Origin of the sequence: Paracoccus sp. (in: a-proteobacteria) (genome assembly GCF_035556475.1) — a bacterium.
Lineage (GTDB): Bacteria > Pseudomonadota > Alphaproteobacteria > Rhodobacterales > Rhodobacteraceae > Paracoccus.
In genome coordinates this window covers 59125-80940 of sequence record NZ_DATMFA010000013.1, presented here as the reverse complement: position 1 = coordinate 80940, position 21816 = coordinate 59125, and the positions used below count along the sequence as shown (strand labels likewise).

Here is a 21816-nt window from a genome sequence, read left to right as displayed (position 1 = left end):
GGCTTACGCCTCGCCTCGCCGCTGTTTCCACGCCGCGGCGGCATGTCCGGGCAGGATGGTGAAGCCCTTGGCATAACGCGCGGCAAGGCGCTTGGGGTTGGACAGCATCCGCCACAGCCATTCCATCCGGGCCTGCCGCACCAGTCTGGGCGCGCGCCGCTGGTGCCCCGACAGAAAGTCGAGCCCGGCACCGATCGAGGCGAAGCCGACAGTTCCCAGCGCATCGCGGGCGCGGATGGCGAACAGCTCCTGCCGCGGCGCGCCGAGGGCGAGGAAGCCGAGCCGCGCGCCCGAGGCGGCGATCCGGCCGATGATCTCGTCCGCCTCGGCCCCTTCGGGATCGAAGGGAAAGCCGGGGGCATGGGTCAGGGCGACGGTCAGGCCCGGCACCCGCGCCCGCATCGCCTCGGCTGCCAATGCCAGCGAGGCGTCGCTGCTGCCGATCAGCGCGATGGGCAGGCCCTGCGCCGCCGCCTCGCGTGCCAGCGGCAGGACGAGGTCCGAGCCGGGCGCCAGACGGATCTGCTGGCCCGCCAGACGCGCCAGCCAGACGATCGGGTTGCCATCGGCGCAGACCAGATCATGCGCGGCATAGGCGGTGCGAAACCGCGCATCCTCGCCAAGCCGTTGAAGATGATCGACATTTATCGTGGCCAGCGCGAATCCTTGATCTTGGGCCAGACGCTCGCGCACTTCGGCCAGCAGGGTCTCGGCATCCGGGCAATTGACGCGGACCGAATTGCCGTCGGGAAAACTGAACTGCATGATCTAAACCACCCCGCACCGCATCACCCGCAGGATGGGTTCCACCCGGCGCGATTGCAATGACATTCCTTGCCACATGCCGGGGGAGTGCGGCGCGGCGTTTCCGGCCCGCCTCGCGCCGCTTCTTCGCGGAGCTTGTCCCAGATCAAGGAGCGAGTCGCGGCACGGGCATAATTCTGGCCAAAAAGGCAGGCCTCCAAACGGTTTTATTGGTTGGTGAAGGGGTCAGGATTCGCTATGCCGAATACGCGCATCAGTTGTTTAGTATTTCTCGCTCGGAATGGCGTTCTGTAATTGTATGAGGGATGCATGGCCTTGGATCAAAGCCAGCTGTTGGAAACGGATATCGCCATTATTGGTATGGCGGCGCAACTTCCGGGGGCAGCGAATGTTGCCGAATACTGGCAGAACCTTTGCCGCGGGATCGAATCGATCCAGCCGGTTCCACAGGCCGACCTGATCGCGCGGGGCGAGGCGCGGACGCGCCTTGCCGATCCGAACTATGTCCCGGCCGCCGCCATCCTTGGCCAGTTCGACGAATTCGACGCCGAGTTCTTCGGGCTTTCGCCCAAGGAAGCGGCGATCATGGACCCCCAGCACCGCAAGTTTCTGGAAACCTGCTGGCATGCGCTGGAGGATGCGGCCCATCCGCCCGAGGCGTTCCGCCGTCCGATCGGGGTCTGGGCCGGCTGCGGCATGGGCAGCTATTTCTACTGGAACGTCTGTTCGAACCGCGACCTTGTCGACGGCGTCGGGCATTTCCTGCTGCGCCATACCGGCAATGACAAGGATTTCCTGTCGACCCGCGCCAGCCATATCCTTGACCTGACCGGGCCGTCGATCAACGTGCAGACCGCCTGCTCGACCTCGCTGGTGGCGATCCACATGGCCTGCCAGTCGCTTCATTCCGGCGAATGCGACATGGCCTTGGCGGGCGGCGTCACCATCGAGATGCCGCATGGCCTCGGCTATCTCTACAAGGAGAACGAGATCCTGTCGCCCGACGGGCATTGCCATGCCTTCGACCATCGCGCGCAGGGCACCGTCTTTGGCAGCGGCGCGGCGGTGGTGGTGCTGCGGCGGCTGAAGGATGCGCTGGCCGATGGCGACCATATCTGGGCAGTCATCAAGGGCAGCGCGATCAACAATGACGGCGCGGCCAAGGCCGGCTACCTCGCCCCCAGCGTCGAGGGGCAGGCGCAGGCCATTGCCGAGGCGCTGGTGATGTCGGGCGTCGCCTCGGACAGCATCGGCTATGTCGAATGCCACGGCACCGGCACCGCGCTTGGCGACCCGATCGAGGTTGCGGCGCTGAATCAGGCCTATGCGCGCGTCTCGGACGGGACGCGGCAGGGGCCGTGCCGCATCGGTTCGGTCAAGACGAATATCGGGCATCTCGATACGGCGGCGGGCAGCGCCGGGCTGATCAAGACCGCGCTGTCGCTGCATCACGGCCGGATTCCGGCCAGCCTTGGCTATGAGGCGCCGAATCCGGCGATTGATTTCGAGGGCGGGCCGTTCGAGGTCAACCACCAGCTTGGCGACTGGCCGCTGGCCGGGATCAGGCGGGCGGGCGTGAACTCGCTGGGCGTCGGCGGCACCAATGCCCATGCCGTGCTGGAGGAGCCGCCCGCGACCCCTGCGTCCGAGGAGTCGGACTGGCCCTTCCACATCATCGCGGTCTCCGGTCGCAGCAAGGCGGCGCTGGACGCGAATGCGGCGGTGCTGGCGGCGTGGCTTCGGGCCAATCCCGGCGTGAACATGGCGGATCTGTCCTTCACCCTGACGCAGGGGCGGCGGCAGTTCGACCGCCGCCGCGTGCTGGTCGCCCATGACGCGGCCGAGGCGGCGGCGATGCTGGCCGATCCCGACCCGCGCCTTGTCTTTGACCGCCAGCCCGTCGCCGACGGGGCGGGGGTCGTCTTCATGCTGCCGGGCGGTGGCGCGCAATATGCCGGCATGGCGCGCGGCCTTTACGAGACCGAGCCGGTCTTTCGCGAATGGATGGATCGCGGCCTTGACCACATGGCGGCGGCGCATGGCACCGACCTGCGCGCGCTGTGGCTGCCCGAACCGGGGCTTGAGGCCGAGGCGGATCGCCGCCTGCTGCAACCCTCGCTGCAACTGCCGCTGCTGATGATCACCGAATATGCGCTGGCACAGCTTTGGATCAGCTGGGGGGTCGAGCCCACGGCGCTGATCGGGCATTCCATGGGTGAGAATACCGCTGCCTGCATCGCCGGGGTGATGTCATTCGAGGATTGCATCGGTCTGGTGCGTCTGCGCGGCCTGCTGATGGACCGGGTGCCGGCGGGCGGCATGCTCTCCGTCCCGCTGGAGCCGCAGGATTTCGCCACCGAACTGGCCGCGCTGGGGCTGGACCTCGCGGCGGTCAACGGGCCGTCCATGTCGGTCGTCTCTGGCCCCGATGCGAAGCTTGACGAATTTGCGGCGCTGATGGCCGCGCGCGAGGTCGAGTGCCAGCGCATCGCCATCTCGATCGCGGCGCATTCGCGGCTGCTGGATGGGGTGATGGCCGAGTTTCGGGCCTACCTCGCCTCGATCCCGCTCAACCCGCCGCGCATCCCGATCATCTCGAACCGCAATGGCCAGCCCCTGACCGATGCCGAGGCGACGAGCCCGGATTACTGGGTCAGCCACCTGCGCGGCACCGTGCGCTTTGCCGACGGCATCGCGCATCTGGCGCAGGACACGGGCCGCATCTTCCTTGAGGTCGGGCCGGGCCGCGCCATGCAGGCGATGGCCAAGGCGCATCCGGCGGTCAATGCCAATCAGGTTATCTCGACCCTGCGGCACCGGGACCATGCGACGGGCGATGACACCTATTTCATGTCGGCCCTGGCGCAGGTCTGGGCTTGCGGCGGGTCGATCGACTGGGATCAGATCTGGGGCGGCGCCCGCCGCCAGCGCCTGTCGCTGCCGGGCTATGCCTTCCAGCGCAAACGCTATTTCATCGAACGCTCCGCCCATGCCGCGGCCGAGGCCGAGGCCGAGTTGGTCCGTATCGAGGCGCCCGAGGAATGGGGTTGGCGTCCGGCATGGAAGCTCGCCTCGCCCGCGCTGGAGATCGGGCCGGGCGGTCCGGTGGTCAATGGCACGCGGAACTGGCTGATCTTCGCGGATGAGCTGGGCATCGGCGAGCGTCTGGCCGGCCTCCTGCGGGACAAGGGCCAGCGCGTCGCCACGGTCCAGATCGCGGATACCTTCGCCGACAAGGGCGAGGGGCGCTTTACCCTGCCGCTGGAATCCGACCGCGAGAATTACGAGATGCTGCTGGCCGCCTTGGCCGGGCAGGAGATGGTGCCGGACCGCATCCTGCATCTGTGGTCGCTGACGCAAGGCGTACAGTTCCGCGCCGGATCGAACCTGCTGAACAGTCGGCTGGAGCGCGGCTATTTCAGCCTCTTGCATCTGGCGCAGGCGATTGGGGCGGAACTGCCCGACGCCCGGCTTGACCTGATCGCCATCTGCAACGACGCGCTGCGCGTCGCGGAGGAGGCGGCTGATGCGCCGGAAAAGGCGACCGCCGCCGGTCCGATCCGCGTCCTGCCGCATGAGATGCCGGGCGTCGCGGCCCGCCTTGTCGATATCCGCCTGCCGCAGGGCAAAACGGGGGTCGAGGCCACCGCCCGCCTGCTGATGGAGGAGGCGCTGGCCCCGGCCGGTGCGCCACTCGCGGCATGGCGAGACGGCCGCCGCTTCGAGCAATCGCTTGAGCGCGTCGCGCTGAGTGATGACGGGCTTGCCGGCATCCCCGAGGGGTCGGTCTGCCTGATCACCGGCGGCTTCGGCGGCATGGGACAGGCGATTGCGCGGGCGCTTGCGCCGCGTGGGGTGAAACTTGCGCTGACGACGCGCGGCGATGCCGGTGCTGTGGCCCCCGCGCTGCGCCAGCTTGAGGCGCTGGGGGCCGAGGTCATCGCGATCCGCGCCGATGTCACCAGCCCCGAGGACATGGCCCGCGCCATCGCCGAGACGCGGGCGCGCTTTGGCGGCCTCGATGTCGTGCTGCACGCCGCCGGGGTGATCCGCGACAGCCTGATCGCGTCGAAGACCGATGACGAAAGCTGGGACGTGCTGGCGCCGAAGCTTCTGGGCACCCGCGCGCTGATCGAGGCGCTGGCGCCCGATCCGGTGCGGCTGACGGTGCTTTTCGCCTCGACCTCCTCGGTGATCGCGCCGGCAGGGCAGGCGGATTATGTCGCCGCGAACGAATATCTGAACGCGGTGGCGCGCGCCGCACCCTCGGGGCTGGGCCGTGTGGTTGCGGTGAACTGGGGCGTCTGGGCCGATACCGGCATGGCCGCCCGCGCGCTGGGGCTGGAGAATGCCGTTCTGGCCGGCGCGCCGGTCGACCGGCCGCTGATCGACCAGACCATGCCGCTGCCCGGCGGGCGCGAGTTCCGCTCGGCCCTGTCGATGGATCACTGGATCATCGGCGGGCACAAGACCGCCTCGGGGCAGGCGCTGATGCCCGGCACCGGATGGATCGAACTGATCGCCGAGGCGGCGCTGGAAACCGGCCTGACCCTGCCGATCGAAATTCGCGATCTGGAATTCCAGCGACCCGTTCTTGTCAGCGACACCGCGCTGGTCACCACCCGGCTTGAGCCAGAGGGCGATGCCTTCCGGGTCGAGATCCTCGAGGATCCGCAGGGCGACCTGAATGTCGCGGCGCTGGTCTCACCGTTGGATGGCGTGGCCTCGGGCAGCCTTGTCGCCTCGGGTCCGTGGGACAGCGACGGCGCGGGCAGGGCGCTCTCCTCGGCGCAGGAGGGGCAGATGGATTTCGGCCCGCGCTGGAAGGTGCTGCGCCGCTTCCGCATCTCGGGCGACGAGGGGGTGGCGGAGCTTTCGCTCGCGCCCGAGTTCAGGGCCGAAGCCGGGCAGGGCTGGCTGGTCCATCCGGCACTTCTCGACATCGCGACGGGCTGGGCCATGCAGCTGATCCGGGGCTGGTCGCCCGATCATCTCTGGGTGCCGATGGGCTATGCCTCGATCAGGCTTTACCGCCCGCTGACGGCCGAGGTGACGAGCCGCATCCGCAATGCCGGCGAGAATACCGACGCGCTTGGCATGGCGCAGTTCGACATCACGCTGGCCGCGCCCGATGGCACCATCTGCGCCGAGATCCGGGGCTTTGCGCTGCGCAAGCTCTCGACCGCGATTTCGGCCGTGCCGCGGCCCCGCATCCAGCCCGCGCGCAGCATGTCCCCGGCCGAGCGGCGGCTGCATCACAATATCGGGCAGGGTATTCCCGGCGCGATCGGTCCGGCGATGCTGTCGCGCGCGATCTCGACCGGGCTTGCGCAGGTCTATGTCTCGTCCCTCGACCTCGACGCGCTGATCGCCGAGGCGGGCGTCAGTCAGGACGTGGCCCCGGCCGAGGGCGGGTTCGAGCGTCCCGACCTCGACAGCGATTTCGTCGCGCCGGCGCCGGGTCTTCAGGCGGAACTCGCGGCGATCTGGTCCGAGCTTCTGGGCATCGCACAGGTCGGCGCGGCGGACAGCTTCTTTGACCTTGGCGGCCATTCGCTGATCGCGGTCCGCATGTTCGGTCAGCTGCGCAAGGCCTTCGGGGTGGACCTGCCGATCTCGACCCTGTTCGAGGCGCCGACCATCGCCCAGCTTGCCGCCCTGATCGAGGAGCGCACCGGCCCGCGCGAGATTGCGGCGGCGGACAATGTCCGCGCGCTGCCGGTCAGCGATGGCCCGAAGCGCCGCTTCCTTGTCGATATGGGCGGTCGCGGAGAGGGGACGCCCTTCTTCATGGTCGCGGGCATGTTCGGCAATGTGATGAACCTGCGCCAGCTTGCGCAGCGTCTGGGCGGAGACCGGCGCTTCTATGGCCTGCAGGCGCGCGGGCTGCTGGGCGACGACAAGCCGCATGACAGCTTTGCCGAGGCGGCGCGCGACTATATCGCCGAATTGCGCGAGGTGCAGCCCGAGGGGCCGTATCTGATCGGCGGCTTCTCGGGCGGCGGGCTGACCGCCTATGAGATGGCGCGCCAGCTCCGCGCCTCGGGCGAGGTGGTGGCGATGCTGGTGATGCTCGACACACCCCTGCCGCTGCGCGAGGGGCTGAGCCGCAAGGACCGCATGATGATCCGCATGGGCGAGATCCGTGAGGGTGGGTTGGATTTCGTCAGCAAATGGGTCGGCGACCGCATCCGCTATGAACTCGGGCGCCGCCGCAAAAGCCAGGCGCTGGAAGCCGGGGCCACGGCCGAGGAGGGCAGCTTCCACGACCTCGCGATCGAGGCCGCGTTCCTTTCGTGGTTGCCTGGCATCCAGATCACCACCTATGACGGCCCGGTCGCGATGTTCCGCCCGCCGCTCGACCCGCGCTGGAAGGTCTCGGGCGGGCGCTTCGTGACCACGGCCCGGACCTATATGCTGGAGGACAACGGCTGGACCCCGTGGATGCCGCGCCTGCGCGTCGTCGAGGTGCCGGGCGACCACGATTCCATGGTGCTTGAGCCGAATGTGCGCCGCATGGCCAGCGTCCTGCGTGACATCCTGCGCGAGGCCGATGCCGATGCCTCGGCCAGCGCCAGGGCGGCGGAATAGGGAGAGATGACCGTGACGACCAATCCATCGGTGCAGGTCGTCGTCCTGAACTGGCGCACGCCCGACATGTCGCTTGCCGCGGCAGAGGCGGCGCTGCGCGAGATCGCGGACCTCGATGGCGGGGTCACGATCGTCGACAACGGCTCGGACGACGGCTCCCATGAGAAGATGCAGGCCGAAGCCGAGGCGCGGGGCTGGCTGGCCTCGGGCCGGGTGGCGGTGGTGCAATCGGGCTGGAATGGCGGCTTCGGCGCGGGCAACAATTACGGCATCCGGCAGGGCTTGCCTGACGGGCGGCGGCCGGATCTGGTCTATCTGCTGAACTCGGACGCCATTCCGCAGCCCGGCGCGATCCGCATCCTGCGCGACTATCTGGTGGCGCATCCCGAGGCGGGGATCGCCTGTTCGCGCCTGCGGGGCACCGATGGCGCGCCGCATCTGACGGCGTTCCGTTTCCCCTCGGCCGCGGGTGAGTTCGAGGCGGCGAGCCGCACCGGCCCGGTCACGCGCCTGCTTCGGGACAAGGTGGTCGCGATGCCGCAACCCGAGGTTTCGGGACGGGTCGACTGGTCTGCGGGCGCATCTATGATGATGCGCAGCGACGTGCTGGACCGGATCGGCCTTTTTGACGAGGGGTTCTTCCTTTATTTCGAGGAAACCGACCTTTGCCGTCGCGCCGCCGGTGCGGGATGGCAGACGCATTACGTCGTCGAAAGCGAGGTCGAGCATATCGGCTCGGCCAGCACCGGCATGAAGACCTGGAGGCGGGTGCCGGATTACTGGTACGATTCCCGCCGCCGTTATTTCGAGAAGCATCATGGTCGGGGCGGGGCGCTTCTGGCGACCGCCGCGCTGCTGGGCGGCTCGGCGCTGTGGGGCATCCGCTGCCTTCTTCAGCGCCGCGGGACGGATCTTCCGCCCGGCCACCTTGCGCGCCTGACGCGCCATGCGCTTCGTCGCCAGCCATTGCCTGTTCACGTTGATAAGGGTCAGCCATGACGCAATTTTCCGCGATTCTGGTCGGTAACGAGTCTCTCTTGCGCCATGCGGCGGAAACGCTGATCGGGCGCGGGCACCGTGTCGCCGCCGTGGTCACGCGCAATCCCGACCTGCGCGCCTGGGCCGAAGGCGCGGGGCTGCGCGCCGAAGATCAGGATGCGCCGCTCTCTGCCGATGCCCCCAATGCCGATTGGCTTTTCAGCGTCGCGAACCTCTCGATCCTCAGCCCGGCGATGCTGGCGCGGGGCACGCGCGGCGCGATCAATTTCCATGACGGCCCGCTGCCGAAGCTCGCCGGGCTGAACGCCCCGGTCTGGGCAATCATCGGGCAGGAGGCGCAGCACGGCATCACCTGGCACATGATCGAGGGCGGCGTGGATGAGGGCGATATCCTTGCCCAACGCCTGTTCGACCTGCGCGACGACGACACCGCGCTGACCTTGAACGCCCGCTGCTTTGCGCGCGGGGCCGAGAGTTTCGCCGATGTCGTGGCCCAGCTTGAGGGTGCGGGACCGGCGCGGGTGCCGCAGGACTTGACCCGGCGCAGCTATGTCGGGCGTGACAAGCGCCCGGCGGCGGGCGGGATCATCGACGTCTCGCGCCCGGCGGCCGAGATCGGGGCACTGGTCCGCGGTCTGGATCACGGCGGCTACTGGAACCCCCTGACCGAGGCCAAGGTCCGCCTCGCCTGCGGCAAGCTTCTGCCCGTCGCGGCGTTGGAGGAGATCGAACCGGGCAATGCCCCCGCCGGAACCGTCCTTGTGAGCGAGGGCGGAACCGCGCTGATCGCGGCGGCGGATGGGGCCGTAAGGCTCGCCTTCCGCACTGACGCGCCCGAGGTTGGCAGCGTGATTCCCACGCTTTCCGTCGAGGATCGCGACCGCCTGACCGGGCTTGCGGATGCGGCGGCAAGGCATGACGGCTGGTGGCGCAAGCGCCTTGCGGCGATGAGCCCGGCCGTGCTGCCCGGCGAGGCTTCGGGCGGGCAGGCGCGGATCGACCTGATGCCCGGCGCAGCACCCGAGCGTGTCGCGCTGGCCGTCGCCCTGCTGGCGCGCCTTGCGGCGCAGCCGCAATTCGACCTCGCCCTGCGGCCTGCCGATCTGCCAACTGATCCTCTGGTCGCGGGCTGGCAGCCCCTCTCGGTCGCGGCGCGGGGCGAGATGACGCTGGCCGAGCTTGCGGCGCGCGTCTCGGCCGAGATGGTCGAGGCGGCGAAGCGCGGCTATTTCCTTGCCGATCTGCTCCATCGCGCGCCGGAACTGCGCGAGGCGGCGCGTCCCGATCTTGCGATCAACCTGCGCGAATTGGCGCTGGTCGAGGGCTCGGCCCTGACCATCGCGCTGACCGAAGGGGGTGCTGCGCTGCTGCATGATCCGGCGCGAGTCAGCGCGGCGCAGGCGCAGCGCATGGCGCGGGCGCTGGATGCGGGGCTGATCCTGCCGGGCGCGACGCCGATCCGCGACATCTCGCTGCTGGACCCGGCAGAATTGCAGGATCTGCTGGTGACCCGCAACGATACCGTGGTCGATCTCGACCTTGCCTGCATCCATGAGTTGATCGCGAAGCTGGTGGCGGAAGACTCGGACGCAGTGGCGCTGGCCTTCGAGGACCGGGTGCTGACGCGGGCCGAACTTGAGCGCGCCGCGAATGCGCTGGCCGCGCGGCTGGTGGCACTGGGCGTCGGGCCGGACCAGCCGGTCGGGCTGTTCGCGAAACGCTCGCCGGAACTGGTCATCGGGGCGCTGGCGATCTGGAAGGCGGGCGGGGCCTATGTGCCGCTCGACCCCGACTATCCCTCGGACCGGATCGCGCTTTACCTTGAGGATAGCGGCGCGCCGGTCGTGCTGGTGCAGGAGGGGCTGGGCGACCGCCTGCCGCAGCATCAGGCGCAGGTCGTGACCATTCCGGCCAGCCTGCCGGTGGATGCGGTCCCGGCGCCCGAAAGCGGCGTCACGCCCGGAAACCTTGCTTATCTGATCTATACCTCCGGCTCGACCGGGCGGCCCAAAGGGGTGATGGTCGAGCATCGCAATGTCGCGAATTTCCTTGTCGGCATGGATGCGGTCATCCCGCACAGCACCGGCGACGCCTGGCTTGCGGTGACCTCGCTCTCCTTCGACATCTCGGTGCTGGAGATCTTCTGGTCGCTGGCGCGCGGCCTCAGGTTAGTGATCGCGGGCGAGGAATCGCGGCTTGCCGTCTCGGGCGCGACCCCTGCCCGGACCCGCAGCGAGGTGGGGGGCGGGATGGCCTTCAGCCTCTTCTACTGGGGCAATGACGACGGGCCGGGGCCGCGGAAATACCAGCTTCTGCTGGACGGCGCGCGCTTCGCCGATGAGAACGGCTTTGTCGCCCTCTGGACGCCCGAGCGGCATTTCCACGCTTTCGGCGGCCCCTATCCGAACCCGGCAGTCTCGGGCGCGGCGGTCGCGGCAGTGACGAGGAATATCGGTGTCCGCGCCGGAAGCTGCGTGTTGCCGCTGCACCATCCCGCCCGCGTGGCCGAGGAATGGGCGGTGATAGACAACCTGACCGGGGGCCGGGCGGGGCTTGCCATCGCCTCGGGCTGGCAGCCGGATGATTTCGTCCTGCGCCCGGAAAACGCGCCGCCGAACAACAAGACCGCGATGATCGAGGGGATCGACCAGCTTCGTCGCCTGTGGCGCGGCGAGGCGGTGGATTTCCCGCGCGCGGGCGGCGGCAGCTTTGGCGTCACCACCCAGCCGCGTCCGGTGCAGAAGGAATTGCCGCTATGGATGACGGTCGCGGGCAATCCCGACACTTGGGTCGAGGCCGGGCGGCTGGGGATGAATGTCCTGACCCATCTGCTGGGCCAAAGCATCGAGACGGTCGAGGCGCGGATCAAGGATTATCACGCGGCTTTGCGCGCGGCCGGGCATGATCCGGCGAATTTCACCGTCACGCTGATGCTGCACACCTGCCTTGCCGCCGACCGCGAGACGGCGCGTGAGATCTCGCGCGAGCCGATGAAGAACTACCTTCGCAGCGCGGCTGCGCTGGTCAAGCAATATGCTTGGGATTTCCCGGCCTTCCGCCGCCCGGCGGGCATGACCAATCCCATGGCCATCGACCTTGGCAGCCTGTCCGAGGAGGAGCTGGACGGCATCCTCGAATTCGCCTTCCTGCGCTATTTCGAGGATTCGGGCCTGTTCGGATCGGTCGAGGACGGGATTGCCCGCATCGACCAGCTGAAGCGGATCGGCGTGGGCGAGGTTGCCTGCCTGATCGATTTCGGCATCGCCCCGGATCAGGTCACCGGCTTCTTCCCGCTGCTCGCGCAACTGCGCGAGGAGGTCAATCCGGCCTCGGACGCGCCCGATGCGGGGGACTTCTCGATCGCGGCGCAGATCCGGCGCTGGAAGGTGACGCATCTGCAATGCACGCCCAGCATGGCGCGGATTCTGGTTTCGGACCCGGCGGTCGCCTCGGCGATGGCAGGGCTCAGATGCGTGATGGTCGGGGGTGAGGCTTTGCCGCCGGCGCTGTTGGCCGATATCCGCAAGGTGACGCGGGCGCGGGTCCTGAACATGTATGGCCCGACCGAGACGACGATCTGGTCGACCACCGCCGACGTGACCGATGCGGCCGAGGTGACGCTGGGCCGTCCGATCGCCAATACCCAGCTTTACGTCCTCGACCCCGAAGGCGCGCCCGTCGCGCCCGGTGCGCAGGGCGAGCTGTGGATCGGCGGGCATGGCGTGACGCGCGGCTATTGGCAGCGCGAGGATCTGACCGGCGCGGCCTTCCGTCCCGACCCGTTCGTGCCTGCAGATCGCGCCGCGCCTTGGGGCGCGCGGATGTATCGGACCGGCGATCTGGTCCGCTGGCGCGATGATGGCGGGCTGGACTATATCGGGCGGGCCGATCACCAGATCAAGCTGCGCGGCTTCCGCATCGAACTGGGCGAGATCGAGGCAGCACTTGGCAGCCAGCCGGGCGTGCGCGAGGCGGTGGCGCTGGTGCGCGAGGACGCGCCCGGCGACAAGCGGCTGGTGGCCTATGTCACCGGCGATGCGGGACTTGCCGAGGCGCAGTTGCGCGAGGCGCTGATCGCGCATCTTCCGGCGCATATGGTGCCGGGGCGGATCATCCGGCTGGAGAGGATGCCCCTGACCCCGAACCGCAAGATCGACCGCAAGCAATTGCCGCCGCCCGGCGCGGTGGCTGCGGCTGCCCCGGCGGCGCCCGCGCCCGCGGTCCCGGCCAGCGCCGCTCCCGCCGCCGCGGGCGAGGATATGGCGCAGGCGGTTCAGGCGCTGTGGTCCGAGGTGCTGGGCGTCTCGCCGATCGGGCCGCGCGACAATTTCTTCGCTCTGGGCGGGCATTCGCTGCTGGCGATCCAGTTGCACCGGACGATCCGCGACCGGCTCTCGCTGTCGCGGCTGGGGGTGACGGATATCTTCCGCTTCCCGGTCTTGGCCGATTTCCTGCGCCATGTCGGCGGGTTGGCTCCCGCCTCGGGCAATGGGGCGGCGGCTGCGGCGGCACCGCCGGTTCCTGCGCCCGAAGCCGTTGTCGCGGTGGCCCCTGTGGTCGATGACGCGATGGCAAGGCGTCGGGCGCTGCGCGCGCAATTGCGCGGCGGGCAATGAGCGATGCCGAGGCGCTGGAGGGCCTGGCGCGGCGCATGATGCCCCCCGGCTATGGCTGCGCGGTCCTGCCGCTCGGCCATGCGCCCGATCCCCTGCTGCCCGAGGAGGAGGCGGCGGTTCGCCGCGCCGTGCCCAAGCGCAGACGGGAATTCGCCCTTGGCCGCATGGTCCTGCGCCGCGCGATCATCGCGGCGGGACATGATCTGTCGCCAGCGCGCCCCATCGCCGCGCGTTCCGACCGCCAGCCCGACCTGCCGCCGGACATCCGCGCCAGCCTTTCGCATGGCGGGGGGTATTGCATCGCCATCGCGGCCCCGCCCGGCGGACCCTCGGTCGGGATCGACCTCGAGGCGATGGACCGCGTTCCGCCTGACGGCTTGGCCGAAGTCGTGGCGCCCTTTCGCAGCGACCGGCCCGACCCGCTGCTGGCGTTTTGCGTGAAGGAGGCGATGTTCAAGGCGCAGTTTCCGCTGACCGGGCGAATGCTGGGCTTTGCCGAGGTGCCGGCGGTGATCCGGCAGGGCAGGGTGCGGGCCTGCCTTGGCCGGCGGCTGATCGGCGCGCGCTGGGGCAGTGCCGCCGGCCATTACCTCGCGATCAGCCTGTGGCCCCGTTGAAAAGCCGGGCCAGCTGCGACGCGGAGTCCCGGATGTCGTGACGTGCGCGGACCCGCTCGCGCGCCGCGATCCCCATGCGTTGCAGAGTTTCGGGGCAGGCCGTCGCGGCCTCCAGCATGGCGGCGGCAAGGGCGGAGGGGTCGCCAGCGGGGACCAGCCACCCCTCCTGTCCCGGGCGCACGAGTTCGGGGATCCCCGCGATATAGGTCGAGATGACCGGACGGGCGCGCGCCATCGCCTCCATGATGACGACGGGCAATCCCTCGGCAAAGCTCGGCGTGACGAGGGCGTGGGCGGCGTCGATTGCCGCGCGCACACCGTCCTGATCCTGCCAGCCGAGCAGGCGCACGGATTGTCCCATGTCTTCGCTGGCAATCACCTGCTCGATCATCGGCCGCAACTCGCCATCGCCGACCAGCGCGAGGGAGAGGTCGGGATTGACGCGCCGCGCCTCGGCAAAGGCGCGGATCAGCAGGCCGAAGCCCTTCTGCTCGGCGAACCGCCCGATCGCGACCAGACGCAGGGGCAGCGGGGGCAGGGGGGCCGGCGCGTCCCATCGGTCGAGGTCGAGGCCACAATGCACCACCTCGATCTTTGGCAGATCCTCCGCCGCCGCCCAGCGTGATATCTGCGCCCGGCCATAGCTGCTGACGGTGACGCAGAAACGGGCGAGGGCGAGTTTCCCGGCCAGATCCAGTTCGGCCGGGTGGTCGAACTCCTCGGGGCCGTGGATGGTGAAGCTGAAATCCGGCCCGCCCATCAGCCGCGCATAGGCGGCGACGCGGGCGGAATTGGTGCCGAAATGGGCGTGGATATGGGTCAGGCCCAATTCGCGCGCGCGGCGGGCGACATGCACCCCTTCGGCAAGATAGATGATCTGGCGGGCGAAGCTGGACTCGCCCGCCTTTGCCCGGCCTCTCGCGAGGGTCAGCGCCCGGCGCGCCCGCCCGGCGTCCCCCGCGGCGGCGCGGATCAGGCCCGCCAGCAGGCGCTTGCCCCCTGCCTCCAGCACCCGCTCGGTCCGCTCATGCTCGGCCCGATCCTCGGGATCCTTCAGCGCATCGGGATCGCCGCGCATGGCAAAGCGATGGACCTCGGCGCCCAGGGATTCCAGCGCGGCAATCTCGCGCCGGATGAAACTGTGGGACGGCCGGGGATAGGTATTTACGAGATAACCGATTCGCAGCGGGTCAGATTTTTTCAACTCAACTCTCGAATAGGGCGGTAATATGGCACCGGTTGGGCTGGAATATCGTCACTCTCTCGTTCTGTTGAGCGAATTTGATGCGCTAAAATCGACCCAAAGAAGAAATGATTGGCGATTCCTCCGACAATTGAGAGTATCAATAAGAGACCGCGCTTGAGCAAGTGGAGGGTGATCTGGGCGGAATCCTGACGATAGCTGTCGCGATTGCGGCAATCAGCGCAGGCGCAGGGATTTACCTGCTCGGCCTGCCGCTCTGGGCCGGGCTTCTGCTATATTCCGCCAGCGGCACGGCCGCACTTCTTGTGCTGGCCTGGCGCCGGTATCGTTGCGCCGAACTGAATGCGAAAAGGACGAGCCGCGTCTGACGGCACGTCCTTTCCGGGATCAATATCCGGTGCAGCGCAGGACGACGCCCACCGTCTTTGCAATGATCGACACGTCTCCGCCAAAGCTGAGATCCGCGGCGTAGCGCGCGTCAAAGGTTGCCCGGGCCGCAAAGGTGCTGTCGTTGCGATCCGAGATCTGCCACAGGCCGGTCACGCCCGGGCGCAGATGATAGTAATCCGCGCCCGGATAAAGCTGCGCCTGATCCAGCATCATGGGACGCGGACCGACGATGCTCATGTCGCCCAGAAACACGTTCCAGAGCTGCGGGAGTTCGTCGAGCGAGCTTTTGCGCAGGAAATGCCCGAAGCTGGTGATGCGGGGATCATTCTTCAGCTTCTGGGTGGAATCCCACTCGGCCTTGGCCTCTGCATTGCTGGCCAGATATTCGGCCAGCCGCGCATCGGCATTGTCCACCATGGTGCGGAGTTTCCACAGTTTGAAGCTGTGCCCGGACCGTCCGACCCGCAATTGGGTATAAAAGGGCTTGCCGCCCCTGGACATGATGATCAGGACAAGGATCACGACGACCGGAATGACGATCGGAGCCGACGCGAGAATGGCCAGAATGTCCAACGGGCGTTTGCCGAAACGGGCGTAGAACGAACGGGTTCCGACGGGTTTGGCGCTGGCGGCTTGCGCTTTTTCCAGCAAAGTGGCGTGGGGATTCAAATCAGACGAAACAAAATCAACAGTGCGCTGCATTTGGTTAACCTACAGTAATCGATACAAGGGCACATAAACACTACACGGGCAGTATAGCCGGGCCTTTTAATAAAACTAGATCGAAAGAGGGGCCTGACCAAAAGGATAGGTTTGTTTTGTTTCAATAGGTTACGCGTGGTCCTGGGCCGCCCGTTCGCGCTATGGGTGCATTTGCACCGCGAATGTCCCGCCCTGTCCCCGAATTGCAGCCTCGGGTTGAGGCATGGATGAGTCCGAAGGCGTGGATCTTGCCGGCCTGCGATTCACGCTTCCTACCTCCCGCGCGCCCAATCCTGATCGTTCCGGCCCAGCCGAACCGCCAGCGCGACTGACGCGTAGGTTGCAAAGCCCAGGGGATCGGCCAGTGCCAGCCGGGCAAGCTCGCCCCGCGCGGGGCGGACATGCCCCGCACGTGGCGGCAGGTCGGGAAAGCGGCTCGCGATCTCGGCCACGCCCTTGTCCTGCCGGCGGCGAACCCGCACGAGCGGTCCGAAACCCTCGACGATCGGCCATTGATAGGGCAGGTCGACCAGAAACCGCTCGGGTTCGTTGAATTGCAGGCGCACAAAGGTATCGTCCGAGATCACCTGCGGAAACGCGCCCCAGCGCGCCCGCCCGGCGGCATTGACCGCGAAAAGGCCGGCCCCCGTCACGCCCGCCGCGACGAAGGGCAGCTTTTGCCAGAACCGGGCATAGCGGCGCGAGACGCGGCTTTGCGCCGGCGCGACGACCAGCCGGCCTCCGGCATAGCGCGGCGCCTCCACCTCCAGCACGCGCACGAGGCCCGCGATGAGCGCCGGCGACATGCGGATATCGGCATCCAGATAGACGCGGATCCCCGGCCCGGCGCAGGCATCGCCGTGGTTCAGCGCGCCGATCTTGCCGCCTTGCGCCAGCTCCTCGACCCTGAGCGACCAGCCACGGGCCTGAAAATCGCCCTCGCGCGCCCGCGCGCGGTCGGCGGTGTCGTCCTTGCAGCCATTGGCGATCACGATCACCTCGACCGGGCCGGAATGATCCTGCGCCAAAAGGCTGGTCAGGCAGGCGTCGATATAGCCGGCTTCGTCATGGGCCGGGATCAGGACGGTGCAGGGGGTCATTTATACTCGATCAGGCCGGAGCGGCGGCCGATCAACCGCCGGATGTGAAACTCAAGGACGCCGCGCGCCTCGGGGAATTTGCCCAGCATGGTATAGAAGGCGCGGGGCCAGCGGTCCGCGGGGTCGGGATCGCGCAGGGCCATGCGGGCGACCTGAAGCGGATAGGCCAGCAGCAGCAGCCACGCCCAAGGCGTCAGCAGCGCGCCCAGAAGGATCAGCAGCGGCAGGAGGATCGCCCAGAGGATCGCGCGGCGCGTCTCGCGCTGCCAGAACCGCTCCTCGCCGTCGCGATAGCGCCACGAGACCTCGGCAAAGGCATGGCCCGCCCGGCGCGAGCGGCGGGCCCATTGCGCGTGACGCGTCATCGCCGCGTCATGGATGGTCATCGGTGCGTCGAGCCTGCGGATGCCCCAGCCCGCCCGTGCCATGCGCAGGCACATCTCCGGCTCCTCGCCCGCGATCAGGCCGGGATCGAAGCCGCCGATCCGGCGCAGGGCGTCGCCGCGCACCAGCATGTCGCCGCCCACGGCGCGGGCCGGGCCGACCGGGGTGTTCCACTCGGCGTCGCAAAGCCGGTTATAGACCGAGACCTCGGGCCGCAATTCCCGCCGTCGGCCGGCCACGATGGCAAGGCGCGGCTCGGCAGCCAGCGCGGCGAGACCGGTCGCGATCCAGCCCGCCTCGACCTCGCAATCGCCATCGACGAATTGCACGAATTCCGCCTCACCGGCCTCGGCCAGACCGGCATTGCGGGCGCGTGCCGCGGTGAAGGGCTTGGTCATGTCAAGCTGCACGACCTCGGCCCCCAGTTCGGCGGCGCGACCGGCACTGCCGTCGGTTGAACCCGAATCGACATATACCACCCGACCGACCTGCGGCCGCAGCGAGCGCAGGCAGCGCACCAGGCGCTCGCCCTCGTTCCGGCCGATCGCGATGGCCGTGACCTGCTGTGGCGAAACTGCTGCGTTCATGCGGCTGTCATTCGGTGGTCCGGGTGTGATTTCGGTTGTCGCGCTCATGGCCGGGACGTTAGCATGCCCCCGTCGCCTTCGTCATCGGCTCGCCGCCGGTCCGTGGCGGGCGAATTTCTTCCAGCGGCAGAGGGGCCACAGGTTTTGCAGGCCGAGACAGCGAACAAGACCACGGACAAGTCGCAGACGCGCGCGATCGTCACCCGCCCCCCCGGCCAGCATGTGTCGAGCAAGTTCATCCGGCGCGAGGCAGCGCGGGCGGCTGACGACGAAAAGCATGCCGGGATCATTGCCGAACGCTTCGCGGTGCTGCGCACCCGCGTGCTGCGCGAGATGCGCAAGAACGAATGGCGCCGCCTCGCGGTGGTGCCGGTCAGCAAAGGCGCCGGTGGCACCTTCGTTGCCGTTAACCTCGCCGTGGCGATGGCGCGGCAGAAACATACCGAGGTGGTGCTGGTCGACCTCGACCTTGGCGATCCGGGGATCGCGCGCCAGCTTGGCATCCGCGGGGCGGACCCGATCACCGAGGTTCTGCGCCTGAACCGGCCGCTGGGCGACCTCGTCTCGATCGTCGAGGAGGCGCCGAACCTGTCGGTTCTGGCCCCCGAGGCGGGCGAGGTGGACGCGGCCGAGATCCTGCAGGATTCCGCCTTTGCCGATGCGCTGAAGGTGCTCGGCAGCAATTATTCCGCGGCGGTCGAGGTTCTGGACGTCGCGCCGCTTCTGGAGGGGGACCGGGCGCTTGCGGCGTTGCCCCTTGCCGATGCGATCCTGCTGGTCGCCGATGGCCGGAACGGCACCGCCGCCGACATGGCCGAGGCGACGCGCCTGCTGCGGGACATGCCGCCGATCATGGGCGTGGTCCTCAATCAATCCGACGACTGACGAGACGGGATAGCTAGCCTTGGGACCCATTCAATCCTTGTCCGACCTCGTCCTGTTGATCTGGCGCCGCCTGCCGCTGATCCTGACGATCATCGTGATCGGCAACCTGATTTCCTTCAACATGATCGTGTCCTCGCCGAAGGTCTATGAATCGGTGGCGGTGATTCAGGTCGACACGCCCGCGGTCATCGACGGGGGCGCGAATGCGTCGCTGCCGGCCGCGCGCCGGGTGCAGTTGATGGAGCAGCGGCTGATGGCCCGCAGCAACATCCTCGACGTGATCCAGCGCCTGCAACTCTTCGAGGATGCGCCGGGGCTGAGCGAGAGCGAGAAGATCAGCGCGGTGCGCATGTCGACCCGGATCGAGAGCATCGCGACGCCCGGCGTCTCGCCGGAATCGCGCATGTCGCTGGCGGCAATCGTCATCACCTCACGCGCGGAAACGCCCCAGATGGCGGCGGCCATCGCCAATGACTTCGCCGACAGCGTCGTGAACCGCGACCGCGAGAGCCGCGAGGCGCGCATTGCCGAGTCGCGCGAATACCTCAACAAAGAGGAAGCGCGGCTCAGCGGCGAACTGGCCGAGGCGAACCGCAAGCTCGCTGAGTTCACGACCCTGAACGAGGACGCGCTGCCGAGCGCGCAGCAATATGTGCAGACCGAGCTGACCCAGCTCACCGAATCCGAGAATGCCCTTGATCGCGAGATCATGGAGCTGCAGCGCACCCAGCTCACCCTGGTGACGGGCAGCGGCGAGACCGGGGGGCGGGCGTCCTCCTCGCTCGTCCAGCAGATCCGCTCGGCCGAGATCGAGCTGGCGCAGGCGCGCCGGACGCTCGACCCCGGCCATCCCGAGATCAAGCGCCTGCAGGAGACGCTGGACCGGCTGAATACCGGCGGGCAGGCGGTATCAGATATGGTGCGCCAGCATACCACCCTGCTGGGCGAGCAGCTGCACCAGCTGGACCAGCAGAAGCAGGGCATCCAGAACCGGCGGGCCGAGATCGACCGCGCCCGCGCCCGGATGCCGCAGGTGGCGCAGGAACTGGAGGCGATGACCCGCCAGCAGCGTCGTCTTCAGGACAGCTATGCGGAAATCTCGCGCCAGCTTGCCCAGGTCGAGACCCAGCGCCAGCTGATGGACAACGACCAGGCCGAGCGGTTCGAGTTGCTGGAACGCGCGCTGCCCCCTGAATATGCCGCGATGTCGAGCCGCAAGAAAAAGGCAGCGGCGGGCCTCATGGGCACGTTCGGCCTTGCGGCGGCGATTGCGCTGGGGCTGGAATTGCTCCACCCCGTACTGCGCCGGACCTCGCAATTCGCCCGCGCCACCGGGACGCTGCCGGTGATCTCGCTGCCCTATCGTCCGACCCGGCGCGAAATCCGCATCCGTCGGTTGAAATATGTCTACATGGTGGTCCTGCTGGTCGTGGGCCTCTTCGTCGCGTTGTGGATATTGGGCAAGATACCGGGAATGCCTTCGCCCGGCATGGTCGCAACTCCGACTGACGGGCTTGGATGATGAGCGAGGGTGGTGCTCCGGCCGCTGCGGTAGAAACCAAGGGGCCGGACTCCGACCGCAGGAGCTTCGCCTCCCGCGCGGTGGGCAGCGGCGCATGGTCGATGGCGAATTTCGGCCTGAGCCAGATCATGCGGCTCGCCTCGAACCTGATCCTGACCCGGATCCTCAGTCCCGACGATTTCGGCCTGATGGCGCTGGTTTCGAGCTTCCTGATCGGGCTCAGCATGTTCAGCGACATGGGGCTCGCCCCCTCGATCCTGCAAAGCAAGCGTGGGGACGACCCGGCCTTCCTCGATACGGCGTGGTCGATCAAGGTCATCCGCGGCTTCATCATCTTTGCTGCCGCGCTGGTCATGGCCTGGCCGCTCTCGGTCTTTTACGACGCCCCGTCCTTTGCCTGGGTGTTTCCGGCGGCCGCGATCTCGATGGTGGTCGGGGGCTTCCTCCCGACCCGGATCGACACGGCGGCGCGGCATCTGAAGGTCGGCCGGCTGACCATGCTGGAGCTGACGAACCACCTGATCGGCATTTTGATCACCATCGCCGCCGCGCTGATCCTGCGCGATGTCTGGGCGCTGGTCTGGGGCAATATCCTTGGCGCCTTCGTCCAGCTTCTGATGTTCCATTACATGCTGCCCGGCCATGTTGACCGCTTCCGCATCGAAAAGGCCGCGCGGGACGAGATCGTCAAGTTCGGCAAGTGGATCTTCTTCAGCACCATTTGTGGCTATCTGCTGTTCCAGGGCGACCGCATCATCCTGGGCCGGGTGCTGACGCTCGAGCATCTGGGGATCTACAATATCGGTCAGTTCCTCGCGACGGTGCCCGCGATGCTGGGGACGACCATCGCCGGGCGGCTCTTCATCCCGATGTATCGCGAGCATCCGCCGGGCGAGAGTGTCGCCAACCGCCGGATGCTGGAAAAGACCCGGGCGGGCTTTTCCCTGCTGCTGCTTTGCGTCGCGGTGACGCTGGCGCTGATCGGGCCGTGGATGGTCGATCACCTCTATGACCCGCGCTATCACAATGCGGGCGGCATCCTCGTCGCGATCGCCTGCATCCAGCTTCTGATGATCATCCCCCTCAGCTATGAGACGGCGGCGCTGGCGGCGGGCGATTCCCGTGGCTTCTTCGTCATGCAGTCCGGGCGGGCGATGATCTATATCACCTGCGTTCTGGTCGGCGCGCATCTGAACGGGCTGACCGGCCTGCTGGCCGGGCAGGCGCTCGCGCAGGTCTTCTGCTATCCGGTCTCGGTCTGGCTGGCCCGTCGCCATCGCGCCTGGGATCCGCGCCACGACCTGATCGCCTTCCTCCTCGCCCTTGGCGGCGGGGTCTGGGCGCTGATCCTGCATCAGGACGTGGTTTCCGCCGCATTGCTGCATTGAACTGGCTGCATTGCGGCGAGTTTATGCTCTTCTTCCCGGCTTTCCGCTTCGTTAAGGAGGCGGAAC

12 protein-coding genes are annotated in these 21816 nt (G+C 67.9%); 7 read left to right on the top strand and 5 right to left on the bottom strand.

The features are described 5' to 3' along the window. Positions 1–3: 3 nt before the first annotated feature. Positions 4–765: a WecB/TagA/CpsF family glycosyltransferase gene (locus VNQ78_RS01620; protein ID WP_325685894.1), complete on the bottom strand. Its 762-nt coding sequence runs from the start codon at positions 763–765 to the stop codon at positions 4–6. Between the two features lie 309 nt (positions 766–1074). Here VNQ78_RS01620 and VNQ78_RS01615 point away from each other — a divergent pair, with 309 nt between their 5' ends. The 4 genes from VNQ78_RS01615 to VNQ78_RS01600 are packed head-to-tail and all read left to right on the top strand — an operon-like array spanning position 1075 to position 13588. Then, positions 1075–7356: a type I polyketide synthase gene (locus VNQ78_RS01615; protein ID WP_325685892.1), complete on the top strand. Its 6282-nt coding sequence runs from the start codon at positions 1075–1077 to the stop codon at positions 7354–7356. Positions 7357–7368: 12 nt separating this feature from the next. Then, the gene (locus tag VNQ78_RS01610; RefSeq protein WP_414694032.1) at positions 7369–8355 is read left to right on the top strand and encodes a glycosyltransferase family 2 protein; all 987 of its coding nucleotides are present in this window, start codon (positions 7369–7371) and stop codon (positions 8353–8355) included. After that, positions 8352–12971 (top strand): MupA/Atu3671 family FMN-dependent luciferase-like monooxygenase, encoded by a 4620-nt coding sequence (locus tag VNQ78_RS01605; protein ID WP_325685888.1) that lies wholly within the window; start codon positions 8352–8354, stop codon positions 12969–12971. Before VNQ78_RS01610 ends, VNQ78_RS01605 begins: the two co-directional genes overlap by 4 nt. Continuing rightward, on the top strand, positions 12968–13588 hold the full coding sequence (locus tag VNQ78_RS01600; RefSeq protein WP_325685886.1) for a 4-phosphopantetheinyl transferase: 621 nt from the start codon (positions 12968–12970) through the stop codon (positions 13586–13588). The genes VNQ78_RS01605 and VNQ78_RS01600 overlap by 4 nt, the downstream gene beginning before the upstream one ends. Here VNQ78_RS01600 and VNQ78_RS01595 read toward each other — a convergent pair. From VNQ78_RS01595 to VNQ78_RS01580, 4 genes are all read right to left on the bottom strand, one after another. Next, positions 13569–14774, bottom strand: a complete 1206-nt coding sequence (locus tag VNQ78_RS01595) for a glycosyltransferase family 4 protein (protein ID WP_414694034.1) — start codon at positions 14772–14774, stop codon at positions 13569–13571. The two genes, VNQ78_RS01600 and VNQ78_RS01595, sit on opposite strands and share 20 nt — an antisense overlap. Positions 14775–15179: 405 nt before the next feature. Next, the gene (locus VNQ78_RS01590; RefSeq protein WP_414694031.1) at positions 15180–15884 is read right to left on the bottom strand and encodes a sugar transferase; all 705 of its coding nucleotides are present in this window, start codon (positions 15882–15884) and stop codon (positions 15180–15182) included. A 272-nt stretch (positions 15885–16156) separates the two neighbouring features. Continuing rightward, positions 16157–16984 carry a glycosyltransferase gene (locus VNQ78_RS01585; RefSeq protein ID WP_325685879.1) on the bottom strand — a complete coding sequence of 276 codons (828 nt, stop codon included), beginning with the start codon at positions 16982–16984 and terminating at the stop codon, positions 16157–16159. Next, positions 16981–17955, bottom strand: a complete 975-nt coding sequence (locus VNQ78_RS01580) for a glycosyltransferase family 2 protein (protein WP_325685877.1) — start codon at positions 17953–17955, stop codon at positions 16981–16983. Before VNQ78_RS01580 ends, VNQ78_RS01585 begins: the two co-directional genes overlap by 4 nt. A 144-nt stretch (positions 17956–18099) precedes the next feature. On the opposite strand from VNQ78_RS01580, the gene VNQ78_RS01575 reads away from it, so the two are divergent. From VNQ78_RS01575 to VNQ78_RS01565, 3 genes are read left to right on the top strand one after another with little or no spacing between them, the layout of a single operon-like run. Further along, on the top strand, positions 18100–18840 hold the full coding sequence (locus VNQ78_RS01575) for a chromosome partitioning protein (protein WP_325685875.1): 741 nt from the start codon (positions 18100–18102) through the stop codon (positions 18838–18840). A 37-nt stretch (positions 18841–18877) separates the two neighbouring features. Then, complete coding sequence (locus VNQ78_RS01570; protein WP_325685873.1) at positions 18878–20362, top strand: lipopolysaccharide biosynthesis protein; 1485 nt, start codon at positions 18878–18880, stop codon at positions 20360–20362. Further along, positions 20362–21750: an oligosaccharide flippase family protein gene (locus VNQ78_RS01565; RefSeq protein WP_325685871.1), complete on the top strand. Its 1389-nt coding sequence runs from the start codon at positions 20362–20364 to the stop codon at positions 21748–21750. Before VNQ78_RS01570 ends, VNQ78_RS01565 begins: the two co-directional genes overlap by 1 nt. Positions 21751–21816 lie beyond the last annotated feature (66 nt).